This is a genomic window from Kitasatospora mediocidica KCTC 9733, assembly GCF_000744225.1.
GTDB lineage: Bacteria > Actinomycetota > Actinomycetes > Streptomycetales > Streptomycetaceae > Kitasatospora > Kitasatospora mediocidica.
Window position 1 is genome coordinate 1,069,669 of sequence record NZ_JQLN01000005.1, and the last position, 17,547, is coordinate 1,087,215.

The 17,547-nt window shown below is 75.8% G+C and carries 13 protein-coding genes and 1 tRNA gene; 9 read left to right on the plus strand and 5 right to left on the minus strand.

The features are described 5' to 3' along the window. Positions 1–139: 139 nt before the first annotated feature. Positions 140–1,528 (minus strand): NAD(P)/FAD-dependent oxidoreductase, encoded by a 1,389-nt coding sequence (locus tag BS80_RS18775; RefSeq protein WP_232246524.1) that lies wholly within the window; start codon positions 1,526–1,528, stop codon positions 140–142. Between the two features lie 436 nt (positions 1,529–1,964). Between BS80_RS18775 and BS80_RS18780 the strand changes: the two genes are divergently transcribed. The 3 genes from BS80_RS18780 to BS80_RS42885 all read left to right on the plus strand — a co-directional run bounded on the left by BS80_RS18780 (position 1,965) and on the right by BS80_RS42885 (position 5,381). Next, a complete protein-coding gene (locus BS80_RS18780) occupies positions 1,965–2,834 on the plus strand; it encodes a TetR/AcrR family transcriptional regulator (RefSeq protein WP_232246525.1) in 870 nt (289 codons plus the stop codon). A gap of 364 nt (positions 2,835–3,198) precedes the next feature. Then, positions 3,199–4,596, plus strand: a complete 1,398-nt coding sequence (locus tag BS80_RS42880) for a sigma-70 family RNA polymerase sigma factor (protein WP_051966774.1) — start codon at positions 3,199–3,201, stop codon at positions 4,594–4,596. Further along, on the plus strand, positions 4,530–5,381 hold the full coding sequence (locus tag BS80_RS42885; protein ID WP_051966775.1) for an NPCBM/NEW2 domain-containing protein: 852 nt from the start codon (positions 4,530–4,532) through the stop codon (positions 5,379–5,381). The genes BS80_RS42880 and BS80_RS42885 overlap by 67 nt, the downstream gene beginning before the upstream one ends. A gap of 43 nt (positions 5,382–5,424) precedes the next feature. Here BS80_RS42885 and BS80_RS18790 read toward each other — a convergent pair whose 3' ends face one another. From BS80_RS18790 to BS80_RS18800, 3 genes are all read right to left on the minus strand, one after another. Beyond that, positions 5,425–6,141: a DsbA family oxidoreductase gene (locus BS80_RS18790; RefSeq protein ID WP_035798882.1), complete on the minus strand. Its 717-nt coding sequence runs from the start codon at positions 6,139–6,141 to the stop codon at positions 5,425–5,427. A 106-nt stretch (positions 6,142–6,247) separates the two neighbouring features. Next, positions 6,248–6,802, minus strand: coding sequence for a universal stress protein (locus BS80_RS18795; protein WP_198045558.1), 555 nt, complete (start codon positions 6,800–6,802; stop codon positions 6,248–6,250). Between the two features lie 155 nt (positions 6,803–6,957). Further along, a complete protein-coding gene (locus BS80_RS18800) occupies positions 6,958–9,330 on the minus strand; it encodes an asparagine synthase-related protein (protein ID WP_157536375.1) in 2,373 nt (790 codons plus the stop codon). Positions 9,331–10,202: 872 nt separating this feature from the next. On the opposite strand from BS80_RS18800, the gene BS80_RS18805 reads away from it, so the two are divergent. The 6 genes from BS80_RS18805 to BS80_RS18830 all read left to right on the plus strand — a co-directional run bounded on the left by BS80_RS18805 (position 10,203) and on the right by BS80_RS18830 (position 16,863). Next, positions 10,203–11,762 (plus strand): hypothetical protein, encoded by a 1,560-nt coding sequence (locus BS80_RS18805; RefSeq protein WP_035798883.1) that lies wholly within the window; start codon positions 10,203–10,205, stop codon positions 11,760–11,762. Positions 11,763–11,882: 120 nt separating this feature from the next. After that, positions 11,883–13,118, plus strand: coding sequence for an L-2-hydroxyglutarate oxidase (gene lhgO, locus BS80_RS18810; RefSeq protein ID WP_035798886.1), 1,236 nt, complete (start codon positions 11,883–11,885; stop codon positions 13,116–13,118). Positions 13,119–13,207: 89 nt separating this feature from the next. After that, positions 13,208–14,107: a tRNA (guanosine(46)-N7)-methyltransferase TrmB gene (trmB, locus tag BS80_RS18815; protein WP_232246526.1), complete on the plus strand. Its 900-nt coding sequence runs from the start codon at positions 13,208–13,210 to the stop codon at positions 14,105–14,107. Between the two features lie 92 nt (positions 14,108–14,199). After that, entirely contained in the window at positions 14,200–15,216 is a 1,017-nt protein-coding gene (locus tag BS80_RS18820; protein ID WP_051966777.1) for a PrsW family intramembrane metalloprotease, read from the plus strand. Positions 15,217–15,270: 54 nt separating this feature from the next. Continuing rightward, positions 15,271–15,344, plus strand: a tRNA-Met gene (locus BS80_RS18825). A 415-nt stretch (positions 15,345–15,759) separates the two neighbouring features. Beyond that, complete coding sequence (locus BS80_RS18830; protein ID WP_035798894.1) at positions 15,760–16,863, plus strand: hypothetical protein; 1,104 nt, start codon at positions 15,760–15,762, stop codon at positions 16,861–16,863. A gap of 21 nt (positions 16,864–16,884) precedes the next feature. Here the strand turns inward: BS80_RS18830 and BS80_RS18835 are convergent, their stop codons facing one another. Further along, positions 16,885–17,526, minus strand: coding sequence for a TNT domain-containing protein (locus BS80_RS18835; protein WP_035798898.1), 642 nt, complete (start codon positions 17,524–17,526; stop codon positions 16,885–16,887). Positions 17,527–17,547: the final 21 nt, after the last annotated feature.

Sequence of the window (17,547 nt, forward strand, 5' to 3'; positions counted from 1 at the left end):
GAAGTCAAAAGGGGCCGTCACGTTTCGTACATGCGTTTGCACAGGCCGTGACGGTCTGTCAGGCAGATCCTGACAGGTGGAGGAGCGATTCCGGAAGTCGTACGTGTGTTGGTCGTGTTGTACGGCCCGGTCGAGGGGGTCAGCCCTCGACCGAGTCGACGGCCGCCTCGAACTCGGCTCGCGGATGTTCCAGTGATCCCAGGGATACGACTTCACGGGTGAAGAGGCCGGCGAGGATCCAGTCCGCGAGAATCCGCACCCGGCGGTCCGGGCTGGGCAGTGCGCGCAGCGTGCGGGCGCGGTGCAGCAGCCAGGCCCGGCGCCCGGTGAGGCTGCGCCGCCGGGTGTGGGCGACTCCTCGGCCGAGGCCCAGCGACGCGGAGGAGCAGAGGCGCTCGGGCCGGTACGCCCGCTCGGCGCGGTCGGAGCCGGCTGCCCCGGCCGGGCCGCCGGCACCCAGTGCGGCGATCAGATTGTCTGCCAGCAGCTCGGCCTGTCCCAGCGCGTGCTGGGCGTTCGGCGCGCAGAGCGCGCCGTCGGCTCCCGGGTCCGGTACCGCCGCGCAGTCGCCGGCCGCCCAGGCGTCCGCGAGCGGGCCGCCGTCCGGCCCGGCCACCCGCAGGGTGGGCAGGCAGCGGACCCGGCCGCCCTCGTCCAGGGGGAGGTCGGTGGCGCCCAGCAAGGGCGCCGGGCGCACTCCAGCGGTCCAGACCAGCGTGCGGGCGGCGAACCGGCTGCCGTCCGAGAGGGCCGTCACCCGGCCCTGCGCGGACTCCAGAGTGGTGGAGAGCCGGACGTCCACCCCGCGTTCGCGCAGGTGGACGAGGGTGTGCCCGGCCAGCACCGGATCGGCCTCGGCCAGAATCCGGTCGCCCGACTCCACCAGCACCCACCGCAGGTCGTTGGGCTGGATGTTGGGGTAGCCGCGCAGCGCGTACCTGGCCATGTCCTCCAGCTCGGCGAGCGCGCCGACGCCCGCGTAGCCGCCGCCGACGAAGACGAAGGTCAGGGCGGCCTGGCGCAGTTCGGGATCGCGGGTGGAGGAGGCGATGTCCAGCTGCTCCAGGATGTGGTTGCGCAGACCGACCGCCTCGCCGACCGTGCCGAAACCGAGGCCGTGTTCGGCGAGCCCGGGGATCGGCTGCGTCCGGGAGACCGAACCTGCCGCCAGAACCAGCTGCTCGTACGAGAGTTCGATCTCGGGTCCGGTCTCGGGGACGATCCAGGCGAGTCGGCGCGCATGGTCGATCCGGGCGATCCGCGCGGTGAGCACGCGGCACCCGGGCAGCGCCCGGCGCAGCGGCACCACCACGTGCCGGGGGTCGATCGATCCCGCCGCGACCTCGGCCAGCAGTGGCTGGTAGGTCAGGTAGGGCCGGTTCTCGACCACGGTGATCTGCACGGCGCCGGAGCGCAGTTCGGCCCGCAGGCCCTGCTGGAGGCGGGCCGCCGCAGTCAGCCCGGCGCAGCCGCCGCCCACGATCAGGATCCGGATGACGGCACCCCCTGTCGATGTGACCTGGTTCACGCAACCATGACGCACTGCCGGGGTGCCTCTTGTCCACAGTGCGTACCGGATCCGGCGCGACGGATTTCGGTCGGCGGCGGGCGGCCCGGGGGCGCCGCCGGGTCACCCGCGGGTCCGCCGGGGGTCTCGCGCCGGTCGTCTGCGGGTCATCCGGACACATCAATTCGTCACCCCGGGTGGTGAATCCATTACGGCCTGATTTACCGTTGGCCGTCCAGGCCGACTGGCGCACGCTGAAACGGGGAAGGGTAGTCCGCAGGCGATCCTCGCCCGGGCAGGCCGACCCCGATCGCCGGGCGGGCCAGGAGTCCGGCTGCACACCTGGGCCGGGCACTCATGGGGGCCGAGTGGTGGGGCTGGACGGCGGCGCCCCACGGCCGGCTGTTGCGACTACGCACAGGGGCCTGGAACAGGGCCCCTGCGGGGGAGGGTTGGGATGATGGAACAGGAGCATCTTCTGCTGGGCGAGCCGACCGGGCCGCAGATCGGGGCGAATACGGTCCCCGAACAACGCAGCCCACTGTCAGTCCCGTACCGGGCCGGGCCGGAGCACGAAGGCCCCGCCGGCACGACCGAGGAGCGGCGCACGGGCGGGAGCAGGCTGCGGGTCGACGCCCGGCGCAATCTGGAGAGCGTGCTGCGGGCCGCACGTGAGGTCTTCGGTGAACTCGGCTACGACGCACCGATGGAGGAGGTCGCCCGGCGGGCCGGCGTGGGCGTCGGCACGGTGTACCGGCGCTTCCCCAGCAAGGAGGTACTGGTCCAGCGGATCGCCGCCGAGGAGGTCGCCTGGCTGACCGCCCGGGCCAAGGAGGCGCTGTACGGCCTCGCCGGGCCCTGGGAGGCACTCGCCGCCTACCTGGCCACCGCTGTGGCCACCGGCGCCGGACGGCTGCTGCCGCCGGAGGCGTTCCGGTACGCGGAGGAGCTGGCGCGGGTGCCCGAGCAACGGCCGTCCTGGGACGACGCCGCGGTGGGGCCCGAGCCGGGCGCGGCACCGACTGCGGCGTCGGCTGCTGCGCCGGGTGCGTTCGCCGGTACGGGAGTTGCCGTCGAGCCCGCGGAGCCACCGGCGTCCGCGACCGAGGCGGACGCGGATCCACGGCAGCTGCTGCGGCTGCTGGCCGCGCTGGTCGCCCGGGCGGCGGCGGCCGGTGAACTGCGGGCCGGCGTGACGGTGTCGGAGATCGTCCTGGTGCTGACCGCCGCGGTGCCGCCCTCGATCGGGCGGGGTGCCGGGGTGGACAGCGCGGAGCCCGCCGAGCGGCTGTTGCGCATCCTGCTGGACGGGCTGCGCGCGAGCTGAGCGGCCGCGCCTGCCATCCGGGCGGACGAGCGGAGGCGTCCGCCCGGGCGGCGGGCCGGGCAGCAGCCGTCCGGTGGCCCGGCGTCAACTGGCGTGGACGGGAAAGCCGAACAGGCGGTGGGCGACCTCCCCGGAAGAGTGGGTCGCGGGCCGTCCGGCTACCGGAGCCCTCTCCGCTATGCCATTCTTTGGCCGTGGTTGGAGCCAATGTCCCAGTGCGTACCCTTCGTGGTGCCTCGCCCGCCGCCCGGGCCGCTCACGCACCGGCGCGCCGAACGCCGACGCGGTGCGCACCGGCGCCGTGCGCCGCACCGACCGTGCTCAGGGGTGTCAACGGGCATGCCGGGAACGGCAGAGTGGGCCCGTGAGCGCAGAGGACCAGAACGAGCACGACTACGACTTCGGCGCGGGCTTCGGCACCGAGCGGGGGACGGAGCGCGGCAGCGAGCGCGGCGCCGGACTCGGAGAGCCGTCCACCGGGCAGGTTCCCGGCCAGGCCGGCGCGCCGCCGCGTGAGTCGCTCGCCGACTCCCCGTACGGCGTCGGGCCGGTGGCCGGACGGGTGCCCGGCCAGGCCAACGCCGGCCAGGGCGGCGTGACGCCCGCGGCCTTCGTGGGCCTGCGCCCGGCCGGCGGCGACGAGCCGCCCACCGTCGGCAAGGTGCCCCCGCCGGCCGACCCGGTGGACGGCGACCGGCCGCCCTCCGACGCGGAGTTGACGGCGCTGGTGCGCGCCGGGGACGACCGCGCCTACGAGGAGATCTACCGTCGGCACGCCGTTCCGGTCCGTCGCTACGCCCGGACCTGCTGCCGGGACAGCTTCACCGCCGAGGACCTGGCGGGCGAGGTCTTCGCCCGCACGCTGCAGGCGCTGAAGGCCGGCAAGGGACCGGAATTCGCCGTTCGGGCCTACCTGCTGACCGCCGTCCGCAATGTGGCCGCGGCCTGGGCCCGCAGTGAGCGGCGCGAACAACTGGTCGACGACTTCAGCGTCTTCGCGCAGTCCGCGGCCGCCGGGGCGGTGGAGTACGACCTCGCAGACCCGGGCGCGGACGCCTGGGCCATCGCGCAGGCCGACCAGCGGATGGTGATGCGGGCCTTCGTCGAACTGCCCGAGGACGACCGGATGCTGCTCTGGCACACCGAGGTCGAACAGGAGTCACCCAAGACCGTCGCGGTGCTGCTCGGCAAGACCGCCAACGCCACCGCGGTCCAGGCGCACCGGGCCCGCTCGCGACTGGCCGCCGGGTTCCTCCAGGCGCACGTCTCGGGGACCCAGCAGCAGGGGTGCGAGGAGTACGCCAACCGGCTGGGCCTGTACGCCCGGGGCTCGCTGCGCAAGCGGGCCTCCGCCGAGGTCGGGCGGCACCTGCAGGAATGCGACCGGTGCACGACCGCCTACCTGGAGCTGGCCGACATCAACCACGGCCTGCGGGTGGTGCTGCCCGGCGGCGCGCTGCTCTGGGTCGGGTCCGGGGCCTTCTCGGCCGCCGCGGCCGCGCTCGGCGCGGGAGCGCTGGCCGGTGGCGCGGCGGTGGGCGGGGCCGCAGCGGCGAGTGGTGCAACGGCCGGTGGTGCGGCCGCGAGTGGCGGGAGTGCCGCGAGCGGAGCCGCGGGCGCCGCGGCAGGGCCGGCGGCAGCGCCGGAGGCTCGGGAGGCGGCGCTGCCGCCGCTGCGGGCGAGGGACTCGGCACCGTGGCCAAGGCCGGCATCGCCGCCGCCGTCGCGGTGGCCGCCGCAGCGGCGGTGGCCTACGCCCTGACCACCGCCCCCGAGGCCCGGCCACCGGTCGCGGCACCCCCGGTCAGCAGCGCCCCGGCGACCCCGAAGCCGGCTCCGGCCGCCCCGGTCCCGGCGCCCGTCCCGACGCCGCTGCCCACCCCACCTGCGCCGAAGCCGACCCCGCCCCCCACCCACGCGCCGAAGCCGACCCCCAGGCCGTCGGCGAAACCGACGCCCACCCCGACACCCGTCCCCGCCCCCGTCCCGACACTGCCGCCGATCCCGACGCCCCCGCCGAAGCCGACCCCGCCGCCGGTGCCGACGCCGCCGATCGTCCCGCCGCCGTCGGTGCCCGTGCCGACCCCGCCCGTCCCGACGCTGACCAGCTACTGGTTGGACAGCCTGCCGTTCAGCAAGGGCTCGCAGCGGGTGCCCCCGGCGGGACCGAGCATCGACGCCTCGGCGAGCGACTGGCTCTGGCAGCGGCAGGCCCTCTCGATGGGCGGCACCGACTACCGGCGCGGCATCTCGATGGCCGTCCCGTCATCCGTGACGCTCGACCTCAACCGGCCGTGCACCTCCTACGACGCCGTCGCGGGGGTGGACGACATCACCCCGGCCACCGGCGGGGTGGTCTTCTCGGTGACCGGGGACGGCGACCGCACGCTCTGGACCTCGCCGCGGCTCGCCGCCGGGGCGACGCCGGTAGCGGTGCACGTGCCGCTGGCCGGGCAGCACTCGATCCGGCTGGTGGTGCGGTCCGCCGACGGGCTGTGGTGGGCGGGGGCCCTCGGCGACTGGGCCGACGCCCGCTTCACCTGCTGAGGCCGGGGCTGATCCCGAGGCCGCCGCGCCGGCCGGGCCCGCGTCAGACGGCGCAGGCTCCGTCGGCGCAGGCGTCCGCGTCCGGAGTCCGGCGCGCGGCGGCGGCCTCGGAGGCGTCGGCGGCGGCCGCCATGTCGGCGGTCACCTGCTCCAGGACCTTCACGAAGGTGTCCACCTCCTGGCCGCCCTGCACCGCCCACTGCCCCTCGAAGACGAAGGTCGGCACGGCGCTGATCCCCAGGTCACGGGCCTCCGCGAGCAGCGCGCTCACCTCGTCGGCGCCCTCGTCGCCGGCCAGGTACTCGACGACCCGCTGACGGTCGAGCCCGGCCGCCACCGCGACCTCGGTGAGCGCGGCCCGGTCGCCGACGTCCACGCCGTCGCTGAAGTGCGCCTTGAGCAGCAGCTCCTTGAGGACGCCCTGCACCGCCGGGCCGTACTCGGCCTCGGCGAGGTGGAGCAGCCGGTGGCCCAGGAAGGTGTTGGCGTGCTGCGCGGCGTCGAAGTCGTAGGTCAGGCCCTCGGCGCGGCCGAGCTCGGTCACCCGGTCGTCCATCGCGCGGGACTGCGGCCCGTAGCGCTCGGCGAGCCAGGCGCGGTGCGGGCTCGCGGTCGCCGGGGCGTCCGGCACCAGCTGGTACGGCCGGTAGATCACCTCGACGTCGTCGCGCCCGGCGAAACGCTCCAGGGCCTGGTCGAACCGGCGCTTGCCGATCCAGCACCAGGGGCAGGCGATGTCGGAGTAGATCTCGACCTTCATGGGGGCTGGCTCCTGTCAACGGGGTGGGGTGTCGGCCGGAAGAGTGAACCGAAATGTCCGGCTCCGCATTCCCGGCCGCCCACCCGGCGGCACCCCGCGGTGCGGCTCAGCCGCGCGCGGGCGGCGCCGGGACCACCAGGACCGGACAGGCCGCGTGGTGCACGGCGGCCGTGCTCACCGAGCCGAGCAGCAGGCGGCTGAAGCCCCCGTTGCCACGGGTGCCGACCACCAGGGTGTGCTGGCCGGCACTGGCGGCGAGCAGCACCTCCACCACCCGGCCGAGCACCACGTGCAGGGACATCCGGCCGTCGAACGCGTGGCCGCGCGCCCGCTCCACGGCCGACACCGCCCGGTGCAGGCCGTCCGCCATGCTCGACGTCAGCCGCTCCACGCTCTCCTGCACCAGCTCGGCCATCCCGGGCGGGTAGCCGCCGGGGGACGGGTTGACGACGGCGAGGACGTAGAGCGGCAGCCCGAACAGCTCGGCCTCGGTCATCGCGCGGTCCAGCGCCCACAGCGAACCGTCCGAGCCGTCGCAGGCCGCCAGGATCCCGGGCGGCTGCGGCGGGCCCGGCAGCTCGACGGAGATGCCCGCGGGTGCGACGGCGGGCGCGAGGAGCCCCGGCGGCGGGGTGACGGCTGGCGGATCGGTGCTGGTCACCACGGCCTCCGGTGGGTCTGCGACGGGGGTGCGCGGTCCGGCCGGGCGCACCCGCACGCAGGCCATGATCCATCGAGCGGGGGCCGCCGCCCGTCAACGCCACGGGGGAAGCGCGGCCCGGGGAGAGCGCGGCCGGGAAAAGCGCGCGGCGACGCCTACGGGAAGCGCGCGGCCGCGACGGCGCGGCGTTCGGGCAGCGGGAGGCCGGTCCAGCAGGAGCCGTGCCGGCGGGCCTGCAGACGGCGCAGCCAGAGTTCGGTGGAGACCAGGTCGGCCAGCCCGTCCAGGGTGCCCGGCGGGAGTTCGGCGTGCGGGTCGGCGGCGCGGGTCAGGGCCTGCCGGACGGCGGGGAGGTCGATCAGGCCGGCCTCGGCGAGCAGCGGTTCGCGGAAGAGTTCGGTCAGCGGGTCGGCGGCCAGCCGCAGGCCCTTGCGGGCGGCGGCGGCCCGGTCCGGGCGGGCGACGCGTCCCCAGTCGGCGGGCAGGTCGGCGCGGCCCGCCCCCGCCAGTACGGCGCGCAGCAGGGCGTGCCGGGCGCCGGGCTGGAGGCGGACGTCGATCGGGAGCAGCCGGGTGGCCCGCAGGACCCGGTTGTCCAGGAACGGCGCGTGCAGGCGCTGGCCGTGCTGTTCGGCGGCCTGGAGGAGCGTGCGGAAGCCGGCGGCGTGGTGGTGCAGCGCGAGCCGCGCGCGGCGTACGCCGGGGTGGTCCTCGGGTTCGGGTCCGCGGGCCGCGACCCGCAGGCGCAGCGCGACGGCGGAGAGCGCGTCGTCGGAGAGCCAGCGGGCGGCCGGGCCGGGGACGCACCAGGCGAGGTCGGCGGCGGAGTACGCCCCTGCGGTGAGCTGCACGCCGGCGCGTGCGCCGCCCCGCACGCCCGGCCGAACGGGTCCTCTGCGGGCCGACAGCTGCACCGCGACGTCGTCCAACGCCTCGGCGTAGCCCGCCCGGGCCAGCCGTCGGGCCGCCCGGAGCACCGTGACGGGGGTCCGGACGGCGCCGGTCAGCGTGCCCGCCAGGGCCCGGTCCGCGCCGGCCAGCGCGGCGACGGGCGGCAGCAGCTCGCGCGGCCGGCCGTCCCGGATCAGGTCGGCGAGCCGGGCCGGATGGCCGTCCAGGACCTGGCGGGCGCCGTACCCCGTGAGATGGTCGGCGCCGCCTGCGGCGAGCCGGGCCGCGAGGGCCGCGGCGGTCACCAGGGCGCGTCCGGGCTCGTCGGTGAGCGGCCCGGCCAGCGGGTCGTCCAGGTCCGCGTACGGGAGGGTCCGCGGGGTGGCCGCCAGCACGGTGTGGCGCAGTCGCGGGGTCCGGTCGGCCACCGCGCCGGGGACCGTGGCGGGTTCGGCCCTGGCGGACTCGTGGAAGGTGACGGCGGCCAGCAGTTCCGGCTCGGGGGGCGGCACGGCGGCGTCGGCCGGGCGGGCCCAGGAGCCCTTCACCGCGCCGTTGCGCGGGGTGGGCACCGGCAGCGCTCCGCCGGGCGACGCGCCGGTGAGGACGGCGGCGGTCGCGGGCTCGGCCGGCGTGACGGGCGCGGTGGCCCGGCCGATCGGGACGGCCGCGGCCAGCAGCGCCACCGTGGTCGAGGCGGTGCCGTACGAGAGGTCGGCGCCGATCCGCGGCCGGGCCGGGCCGGGACCGGGGGCGGCCGGCGAGCTGCGCACCCGGGAGCGCACCGCCTCCAGCAGACTGCGCGTCAACTCCCGGACCGCCGGGGCCTCCCCGCCGCTCCCGGGGCCGTTCCCGGGCGCACCCTCGTCGTCGTAGCCGGTGACGTGCGGGCGGCCGCCGCGGACCGCCAGGGTGTGGCCGGGCGGCACCCGCCGGACGCCGACGTACGGCGTGCCGGTGCCCAGCGCCTCCGGCGACTCGGGGCAGGCGAGCCGGGCGGCGAGGTGGCCGGTGTCGACCGGCGCGCCGATCAGGTCGGCGAGCGCGAGCCCGGCGGTGGCGTAGGCGGTGCCGCCGCACCAGGGGGTGTGGAAGAGCGGCTGCGCGCCGGCCAGGTCCGCGAGCAGCAGCGTGCTGCGGGTGCCGACCCGGAGCAGGACGGTGTAACTGCCGGGCCAGGACGTCAGATGGCGCACCGCGCCACCCCGGGCCGCGGCGAGGCCGGCGGCGAGTTCCTCGTCGCTGGCTCCGCAGTGGCCCAGGACGGCCAGCCGGACCACCGCCTCGCCGTCCTCGTGCAGATCGACGGTGGCCGGTCCGGTGCTGACCTCGGGTGCGGCGCCGGGGCGGAGCACGGCTTGCCGGATCTCCTCCGGACGCCAGTCGCCCACGGCCCAGAGCGGGTCGGGGCCGTCCCAGAGCGTGCTGGCGGCCAGTGGGCGGACGGCGGCGAGGGCGGCCAGCGCGTCGTGCGCGGTGGGGGCGCTCGGAAGGGCGAACGCGCCAGGGCCTGCGGGGGGCGCGAGAGGCTGCCGGGGGGCGCGCGTGGCGGCGCGTGGCGGGTCGGGGGCGAACCGACGACGCGTCAGGTTCCGGGAGCCGGCTACCCCGCCGCTCCAGCCCGCAAGCCACCGCATCGTGCCTCCACCGGGTGTGGACCTCTCGGAGCCGGCCAAGGCGGCTCCGAGGGACATCGTGCCACCGGAGGCGGTGAAGGCGACCATGCTCGGGGTCGGGTGATTCCGGGCACGGTCGGGTGATTTCGTGTGCTCCCCGCCGATTTCGGACACCAGCACCGACGGCCGGGCGGTTCTGGGGCGGACGGGTGGGCGCGCGCGGGCCGGGCCTCCCCCTCCGTGGCCCGGGCCGCGCGGCGTGGTCGGCCGGGCCGCTCCCAGCGGCGGCCACCGAAGCGAACCGGACCGCCCGGGCGGCCGGCGCCGCGCGTCCGATCGCGGCGCCGGACCACCCGGGCCCAGCGACGGCCCGGTACGGCCGCCGCCATCGGTTGCCCCGGATGCGTCATGGCCATGCCCATATGGCCAAAAAGCGGCGCAAAGACCGGGAGGGCATCCGCATGCCCTCCCGGACTCCGGCCGCCACCCGCGGGGAACTGTGGCAGCGGCATCCCCCGGCCCGCCGGGTCCTCGACGGCGGGCCGACCCACAGCCCATAGCGAACTGCTGCGGTGCCGCCGGAGCCAGGGGGCACAGGTGGGCGCACGTCAACACTCGACCGGAGCACGGCCGTCCAGCCACCCCCTCCGACGCCGGGCGACGGCCGGGGACCCGCGCGCCACGCGGGCCGCCGAGCCGGTTCCGGACCGCTGCGAGGCCGGTTTCCGCCCCTAGGGGCCACCCGTTCGGCCCCCACGGGAGTGCGCGATCCCGCCAACCGGAATGCCGACCCTTAACCCTGGGAACCCGGACGACTACGCTAGGTGCCAACACCAGGACGCCGCACCGTGAGAACACCGCGCAGAACACCGCCAGGGGGTGCCGCCGCCGCCATGAGCATCAGCCCACGAGGACCGAACGAACGGCTCGGTGCCTTGCTGTCGTTGGCCCAGATCAGCAACGCCGGCCTGGCCCGCCGGGTCAACGACCTCGGCGCCCAGCGCGGCCTGACGCTGCGCTACGACAAGACCTCGGTGGCCCGCTGGGTCAGCAAGGGCATGGTGCCGCAGGGGCCGGTGCCGCACCTGATCGCGACGGCGATCGGCGGCAAGCTGGGCCGGCCCGTCCCGCTGGACGAGATCGGGCTCGGCGACACCGACCCCACACCGGAGTTGGGGCTGGCCTTCCCGCGCGAGGTCGCGGCCGCGGTGCGGTCGGCGACCGACCTGTGGCGGGTCGACCTGGAGCTGCGCCGCTCGCCCGGCGGCGGGCGGTGGAGCGACAGCCTGTCGGGGACGTTCTCGGTGGCCGCGTACGCGACCCCGGTCTCGCGCTGGCTGATCACCCCGGCGGACGGCTCGGTGGCACGCGGCGAGGGCGCGGCGCCCGGCGCACAGCCGTCGCAGCAGTCGGCGGAGCCGGCGGAGGCACCGGCAGAGGCACCGGCCGACGACCCGCAGGTCCCCGAGCCCAGGTCGGCGGCGCCGACGGCGAGCTCGCGGGCGGCGGGCTCGCTGACCGGCGGCGAGCGCTCCTACCGGGTCGGCCAGTCGGACGCCACCAAGCTCCGCGAGGCGGCCCAGGAGGCCCGCCGCTGGGACTCCAAGTACGGCGGCGGGGACTGGCGTTCGTCGATGGTCCCGGAGTGTCTGCGGGTCGAGGCGGCGCCGCTGCTGCTGGCCTCGTACAGCGACACGGTGGGCCGCGCGCTGTTCGGCGCCACGGCCGAACTCACCAGGCTGGCCGGGTGGATGGCCTTTGACACCGGTCAGCACGAGGCGGCCCAGCGGTACTACATCCAGGCGCTGCGGCTGGCCCGGGCGGCGGCCGACGTGCCGCTCGGCGGCTATGTGCTGGCCTCGATGAGCCTGCAGGCCTGCTACCGCGGCTTCGCCGAGGAGGCGGTCGACCTGGCGCAGGCCGCGCTGGAGCGCAACCGCGGCCTGGCGACGGCGCGCACGATGAGCTTCTTCCACCTCGTGGAGGCGCGGGCGCAGGCCCGCGCGGGCAACGCGGCCGCCTGCTCGACGGCGCTGACCGCCGCCGAGAACGCCCTCGGGCGCTCGCGCGCCGGGGACCCGGACCCCTCCTGGATCGACTTCTACGCCTACGACCGGCTGGCCGCCGACGCCGCCGAGTGCTTCCGCGACCTGGGCGTGCCCGCCAAGGTCCGGCACTTCACCCGGGAGGCGCTGGCCCGGCCCACCGAGGGCTTCGTCCGCTCGCACGGCCTGCGGCTGGTGGTCTCCGCGATGGCCGAGGCGGAGGCGGGCAACCTGGACGCCGCCGTCGAGGCGGGCTCGCGCGCCGTGGAGGTGGCCGGGCGGATCTCCTCGCAGCGCAGCCGGGAGTACGTGCTGGAGATGCTCCGCCAGTTGGAGCCCTACCAGGGGGAGCGCCGGGTAAGGGAGTTGACGGAGCGCGCCCGTGTGGTGCTGGCGGCGCCCGCATAGCCGTGGTGACCGAGGGGCTGACGCGCCCCACCGGGGCGTGGCACCATCGCCGGGAAGGGGGCACCCCCGGCCGGCGGCCGGGGGAGGGACGGCGGGGGGCCGGCGGCTCGGGAGGCTCAGGTGGCGTACGACTACGACGTCCTGGTGGTGGGCGGCGGCATCGTCGGCCTGTCCACCGCGTTCGCCCTGACCAACGCGCGCCCCGGGCTGCGGGTCGGCGTGCTGGAGAAGGAGCGCGCCCTCGCCACCCACCAGACCGGCCGCAACAGCGGGGTGATCCACAGCGGCGTCTACTACCGTCCCGGCTCGCTCAAGGCCCGCTACGCCACCGAGGGCGCCGCCTCGATGGTGAACTTCTGCCGCGAGTACGGGCTGCCGTACGAGGTGACCGGCAAGCTGATCGTCGCCACCCGGCGCGAGGAACTGCCGGGCCTGGCCGAGCTGGCGCTGCGCGGACGCCGCAACGAGATCCCGGTCGAGGAACTGACGGCCGCCCGGATCGCCGAGTACGAGCCCGAGGTGGCGGGTGTGGCGGCGCTGCGGATCGTCGGCACCGGCATCTGCGACTACACGGCGGTGGCCCGCAGCTACGCCCGGCTCGCCCGGGACAAGGGCGCGGCGCTGCACACCGGCAGCGAGGTGCGGGCCGTCGACCGGCGCGCCGACGGCGTCACCGTGCAGACGGCGGCCGGCGAGCTGCGTTGCTCGGTGCTGGTCAACTGCGCCGGCCTGCACAGCGACCGGCTGGCCCGGATGGCCGGCGACGACCCCGGGGTGCGGATCGTCCCGTTCCGCGGGGAGTACTACGAACTGGTCCCGGCCCGGCGGGGGTTGGTGCGCGGCCTGGTCTACCCGGTGCCGGATCCGGCCTTCCCGTTCCTCGGCGTGCACCTCACCCGGGGCATCCACGGCGACGTCCACGTCGGCCCCAACGCCGTACCGGCACTCGCCCGCGAGGGCTACGACTGGCACACCGTGCGCCCGCGCGACCTGGCCGAGACGCTGGGCTTCCCCGGGACCTGGCAACTCGCCCGGCGGCACTGGCGCTACGAGTGCGGCGAGTTGCACCGCTCGCTCTCCAAGCGGGCGTTCACCGCGGCCGTGCAACGGCTGCTGCCCGCCGTCGGCGCGCAGGACCTGGTGCCGGCCACCGCCGGGGTGCGGGCCCAGGCGGTGGCACGCGACGGCTCGCTGCTGGACGACTTCGCCTTCGCCGGCTTCGACCCCGCCGACCCGCGCTCCACCCGCCGCCTGGTGCACGTGCTCAACGCGCCCTCGCCCGCCGCGACGGCCTCGCTGCCGATCGGCCGCGAGGTGGCCCGGCGGGCGCTGGCCGCGCTGGCCGCCGGGGGATAGCTGCTCAGGACCGGCGGGACGGCGGGACTGCGGCGGGCACGGCTCGGGATAGGAGCGGGCGCGCCGGGCCCTTTACACTCGACGGCATTGTGACTGCGACTGCCCCCTCCCCCCAGCAGGCCCCCGCCCCCCAGCAGGACGAGACCGTGCCGGTCGTCGCCCAGGGCGGCCGCCCCACCCGCCGCCCGGCGGGCTCGCCCTCCGCGCGGCTCTCGGCGGCCCCGGCCGGCTACCCGGCTCCGATGTATCCGCACCGGGCCACCGAGGAACAGCACAACGAGCGCCGGATCCGCAGCTTCCAGCCGCGCCGGGGCCGGATGACCCCCGCCCAGGCCGGCGCCCTGGACCGGAACTGGGAGCGCTGGGGCCTGGCGATCGACGGCACCCCGCTCTCGCTGCCCGAGCTCTTCGGCTCCCTCCCGGTCACCCTGGAGATCGGCTTCGGGATGGGCGAGACCACCGCGGCGATGGCCGCCGCCGACCCGTCCACCGGCATCCTCGCGGTGGACGTGCACACCCCCGGCCACGGGAACCTGCTGAGCCTGCTGGAGCGCAACGGCGCCGAGAACGTCCGGCTGGCGGCCGGCGACGCGGTGATCCTGCTGCGCGACATGCTGCCGGACTCCTCGCTGGCCGGCCTGCGGGTCTACTTCGCCGACCCGTGGCCCAAGCCCAAGCACCACAAGCGCCGGCTCGTCCAGGCGTCCTTCCTCGACCTGGTGCTGCCCCGGCTGGCGCCCGGCGCCCTGGTGCACTGCGCGACCGACTGGGAGCCGTACGCCGAGCAGATGGCGGACGTCCTGTCGGCCCGCCCTGAGCTGGTCAACCTGCATCCCGAGGGCGACGGCGGCCGCTGGACGGACGGCCGCGAGGACGACACCGTCCCCGGCTACGCACCGCGCCCGGACTGGCGGCCGGTCACCAAGTTCGAGCGCGCCGGGATAGCCAAGGGCCACGTGGTGCACGACCTGCTGTTCCGCAAGGTCTGACCCGACGGCCGGCTCTCACGGTCGGTGAGGCGAGTGGCACGGAATGTGTCACTCCACTCCCCTGCGGCAGAGCCGTCACCTACTCTTTTCGCGTGAGCAGTCCGTCCGGCCACCGGCCGCCGGTACCCGAACTCCCGGGTGTCGAGCAGCCCGCTCGCCATCCGCTCGCCGGTCCGGCCGCCGCGGCCCTGCTGCTGACCGGTTGCGGAGTGCTGGTCCTCCACCAGGTGCAGCGCCAGACCGGCACCGTCGGCCTGCTGGTCGGACTCGGGCTCGCCGTCCTGCCGATGCCCTTCGTGCTGGGCGCGCTGCTCTGGCTCAACCAGAGCGCCGAGGTGCCCACCCGCCGGCTCGCGCTCTGTCTGGCCTGGGGCTCCTGCGCGGCCACCACGGTGGCCGTCCTGGCCAACGGCTGGGCGGGCTCGTACCTGGTCGCCCTGCAGGGCAGCGCCCGCGGCGAGACGCTCGGCGCGGAGTTCGCCACCCCGCTGATCGAGGAGTCGGCCAAGGGCGCCGTGCTGCTGCTGACGATGGTGCCGCTGCGCCACCGGCTGCGCGCCGACCCCGCGCTGCGCGCCCGCTCGCGCGCCCGGCTGGTCGCCACCGGGGTGGTACTCGCCACGATCACCGCCGGTGGCTTCGCCTTCACCGAGAACGTCCTCTACCTGGGCCGCGCCTTCACCGACGACCAGCGCCAGCGCCTCGACTCGATCGGCCTGGGCGACGCCCCCAGCCTGCGCGACTACGACGGCACCGTGCACACCTTCGTCCTGCGGGCCCTGCTCTCGCCGTTCGCGCATCCGCTCTTCACCGCGATGACCGGGATCGGGCTGGCCCTCGCGCTGACCACGGGCCGCCGCTGGCTGGCCCGGACGGCGGGGCCGGGCGGGCTGCTGCTGGCGATGGCGCTGCACGGCGGCTGGAACGCCGCCGCCGGCCTGGGCACCCACGGGTTCCTGCTGGTCTACGCGCTGCTGATGGTGCCCTGCTTCGCCGCCCTCACCGCGCTGGCCTTCTGGGCCCGACGGGCGGTCCCTGACCAGGGGCGTGACCAGGGACGCGATCAGGGACGCGATCAGGGGCGTGATCAGGGGCGTGATCAGGGCTGAAGCGATAACCGATTTCCCTTCGTGGTGGCCTTCCCGTAGAGTTGGGTTTACCGACGCGGGGTGGAGCAGCTCGGTAGCTCGCTGGGCTCATAACCCAGAGGTCGCAGGTTCAAATCCTGTCCCCGCTACTCAGTAGCACAGAAGGCCCGGCAGACATCGTCTGCCGGGCCTTCTGCCGTTCCCGGATAAATCCGTTGCCTCGTCCCCGGTGGCCTGCCTATCGTGGCAGCACACTGAAAGGAGGTGATCCTGAGTTGAGTACCGTCAGGATGTGTGAGGTGGCTGCTCGCTAGAGCTGCCCCAGCCTTAGGCCGGTGGCCGAGGCAATTCCCAGCAGTCACCCGGCCCGTGGGCTCACCGGAACATCCCCGGTGCCTCGGTGGTACGCCACCGAGGAGAACGCCCACGGGCCGTCTGCATGTCCGGACCCGGCCGGACTGAACCGGTGTGCGCCGACTTCCCCGGGCGGGCGAGCGGACCGCTACAGTTCCTCCCGCCGGGACCTCGGGCCCCGGGCGTACCGGACGCGGTAGGGGGCGGGCAATGGCGCGTGCAAGCAGGCACTCCGCGGAGGTCCGGCGGTGGCAGGCCGTCGGGATCGGATCGCTGCTCGGGCTCGGGCTGCTCGGGCTGGTGCTCTACACCGCCGGCGGACCGCACGCGGTGAGCGCGCTGGGCGCCGGGCTGATGATCTCCTGCGCGACGCTGGTGACCGGCGGCGCGGCCGGCTTCCTCTTCGGCATGCCGCACGCCCTGGGCGGCGGGTCGGGTCCGGCCGTCGCAGCGACGACGGCGACGGTGCCGGGGGCACCGGCCTCGCCGGTCTCGGCGGGTGAGCAGTACTCCCCCAATACCAACCTCGAACAGGTCTCCGACTGGCTGACCAAGATCCTGCTCGGCGTCGGCCTCACCCAGCTCGGCAGCATCTGGCAGCACTTCCACCAGCTGGCCCGGGCGCTGGCCCCCGCGCTCGGCGGGCGCGCGGACAGCCAGCCGTTCGCCGCCGCGCTGGTGCTGTACTTCGTCCTGCTCGGCTTCCTCGGCGGCTGGCTGCTGACCCGGCTGCTGCTGGCCGGCGCGCTGACCCGGGCGGACGGGAGCGCGCTGGCGCTGTTCAGCCGGGCCCAGCAGCAGCAGCGCGAGGGCAACACGGTCGGCGCGGAGGACTCGCGGGTCCAGGCGATGGGCCACCTCGGCCAGTTGACCCCGACCGCGGCGCCGGCCGGCACCGAGCGGCCGGCCGCGCTGGAGACCCGGGTCGCCGACGTCCGGGCGGGCGCGAAGAACTCCGCGGCGACCGTGGACGAGGTGCGCGGGCTCTTCGCCTCGGACGATCCGGGCCTGCGCCTCCAGGCGCTCGCGCTGACCCAGGGCAACGCCGGCCTCGGAGACTTCGAGAGCCTGCTGGAGTACATCGAGCATCCGCGCTCCGCCTTCGAGCACTACCACGCGCTGCTCGCGGCGCACGGCCTGATCCCCCGGCTCGGCCGAGACCAGCGGACCAGGCTGCGCGCCGCGGTGGTGGGCCAACTGCTCGCCCCGGACGGCATTCCGGCGGCCTCGGACCGCCGCTGGGTGGGCGAGCGGATCCTCGCCACCCTGGACGCGGTCGGCCAACTGCCGGCCCCGCGGCCGTCCGGGGTCTGAGCAACCCCCGACGTACAGGTCCTAGACCAGGCGCTCCAGATAGCCGTTGGTGACCAGCCAGCCGACGTTGATCTGGGCCGGGGCGCCCGCGACGAGGCTCGCGTCGAGCTGGTACTGCCAGCCCAGACCGATCTGGTCGAACCACGGCGCGATCGGGCCGGCGTGCACGGTGAACGGCTTGAGGACGCGGTAGTCGTGGTAGTTGCAGCCGGCTGCCGGGGTGCCGTCCAGGCTCTGCGGCGGGATCGCCCTGCTGGTGTAGGGCAGGCCCTCGGGGGCGAGGAAGGAGCCGTACTCGCTGCCGTAGCGGTCGATGTCCTGGCCGGGGACCAGCGTCTGGTCGAGCTCGACGGGCTGCCCGTTGAAGCCGATCAGGTAGCCGTTGGACGGCGGGTAGCGCCAGGACTTGGCGGTGGAGTCGTAGAAGGTGGCCAGGAAGTCCTGCTCGGACTGACCGCCGGTGCGCCGGTAGCCGATCAGCTGGCGGCCGACCGCGCCGGTGCTGGGCAGCTGGTCGGGACCGAGCCGGGGGTCACCCTCCCGGAAGGTGGCCGAGCACTGGTCGGAGGGCGTGCCGGCCGGGGCGGCCGCCTGCGCCACCGGGGCGGCGCTCAGCAGCGCCGCCCCGGAAATCAGCGCGACGAGGATCCGACGAACCTTCATGTGCCCTCCGTGTGTGTCGAC

Coding starts and splice junctions, on each gene's coding strand:
- BS80_RS18800 (WP_157536375.1), bottom strand. CDS start 9,330: ATGCGGTGGCTTGCGGGCTGGAGCGGCGGGGTAGCCGGCTCCCGGAAC.
- BS80_RS18835 (WP_035798898.1), bottom strand. CDS start 17,526: ATGAAGGTTCGTCGGATCCTCGTCGCGCTGATTTCCGGGGCGGCGCTG.
- BS80_RS18830 (WP_035798894.1), top strand. CDS start 15,760: ATGGCGCGTGCAAGCAGGCACTCCGCGGAGGTCCGGCGGTGGCAGGCC.
- BS80_RS18790 (WP_035798882.1), bottom strand. CDS start 6,141: ATGAAGGTCGAGATCTACTCCGACATCGCCTGCCCCTGGTGCTGGATC.
- BS80_RS18805 (WP_035798883.1), top strand. CDS start 10,203: ATGAGCATCAGCCCACGAGGACCGAACGAACGGCTCGGTGCCTTGCTG.
- BS80_RS18780 (WP_232246525.1), top strand. CDS start 1,965: ATGATGGAACAGGAGCATCTTCTGCTGGGCGAGCCGACCGGGCCGCAG.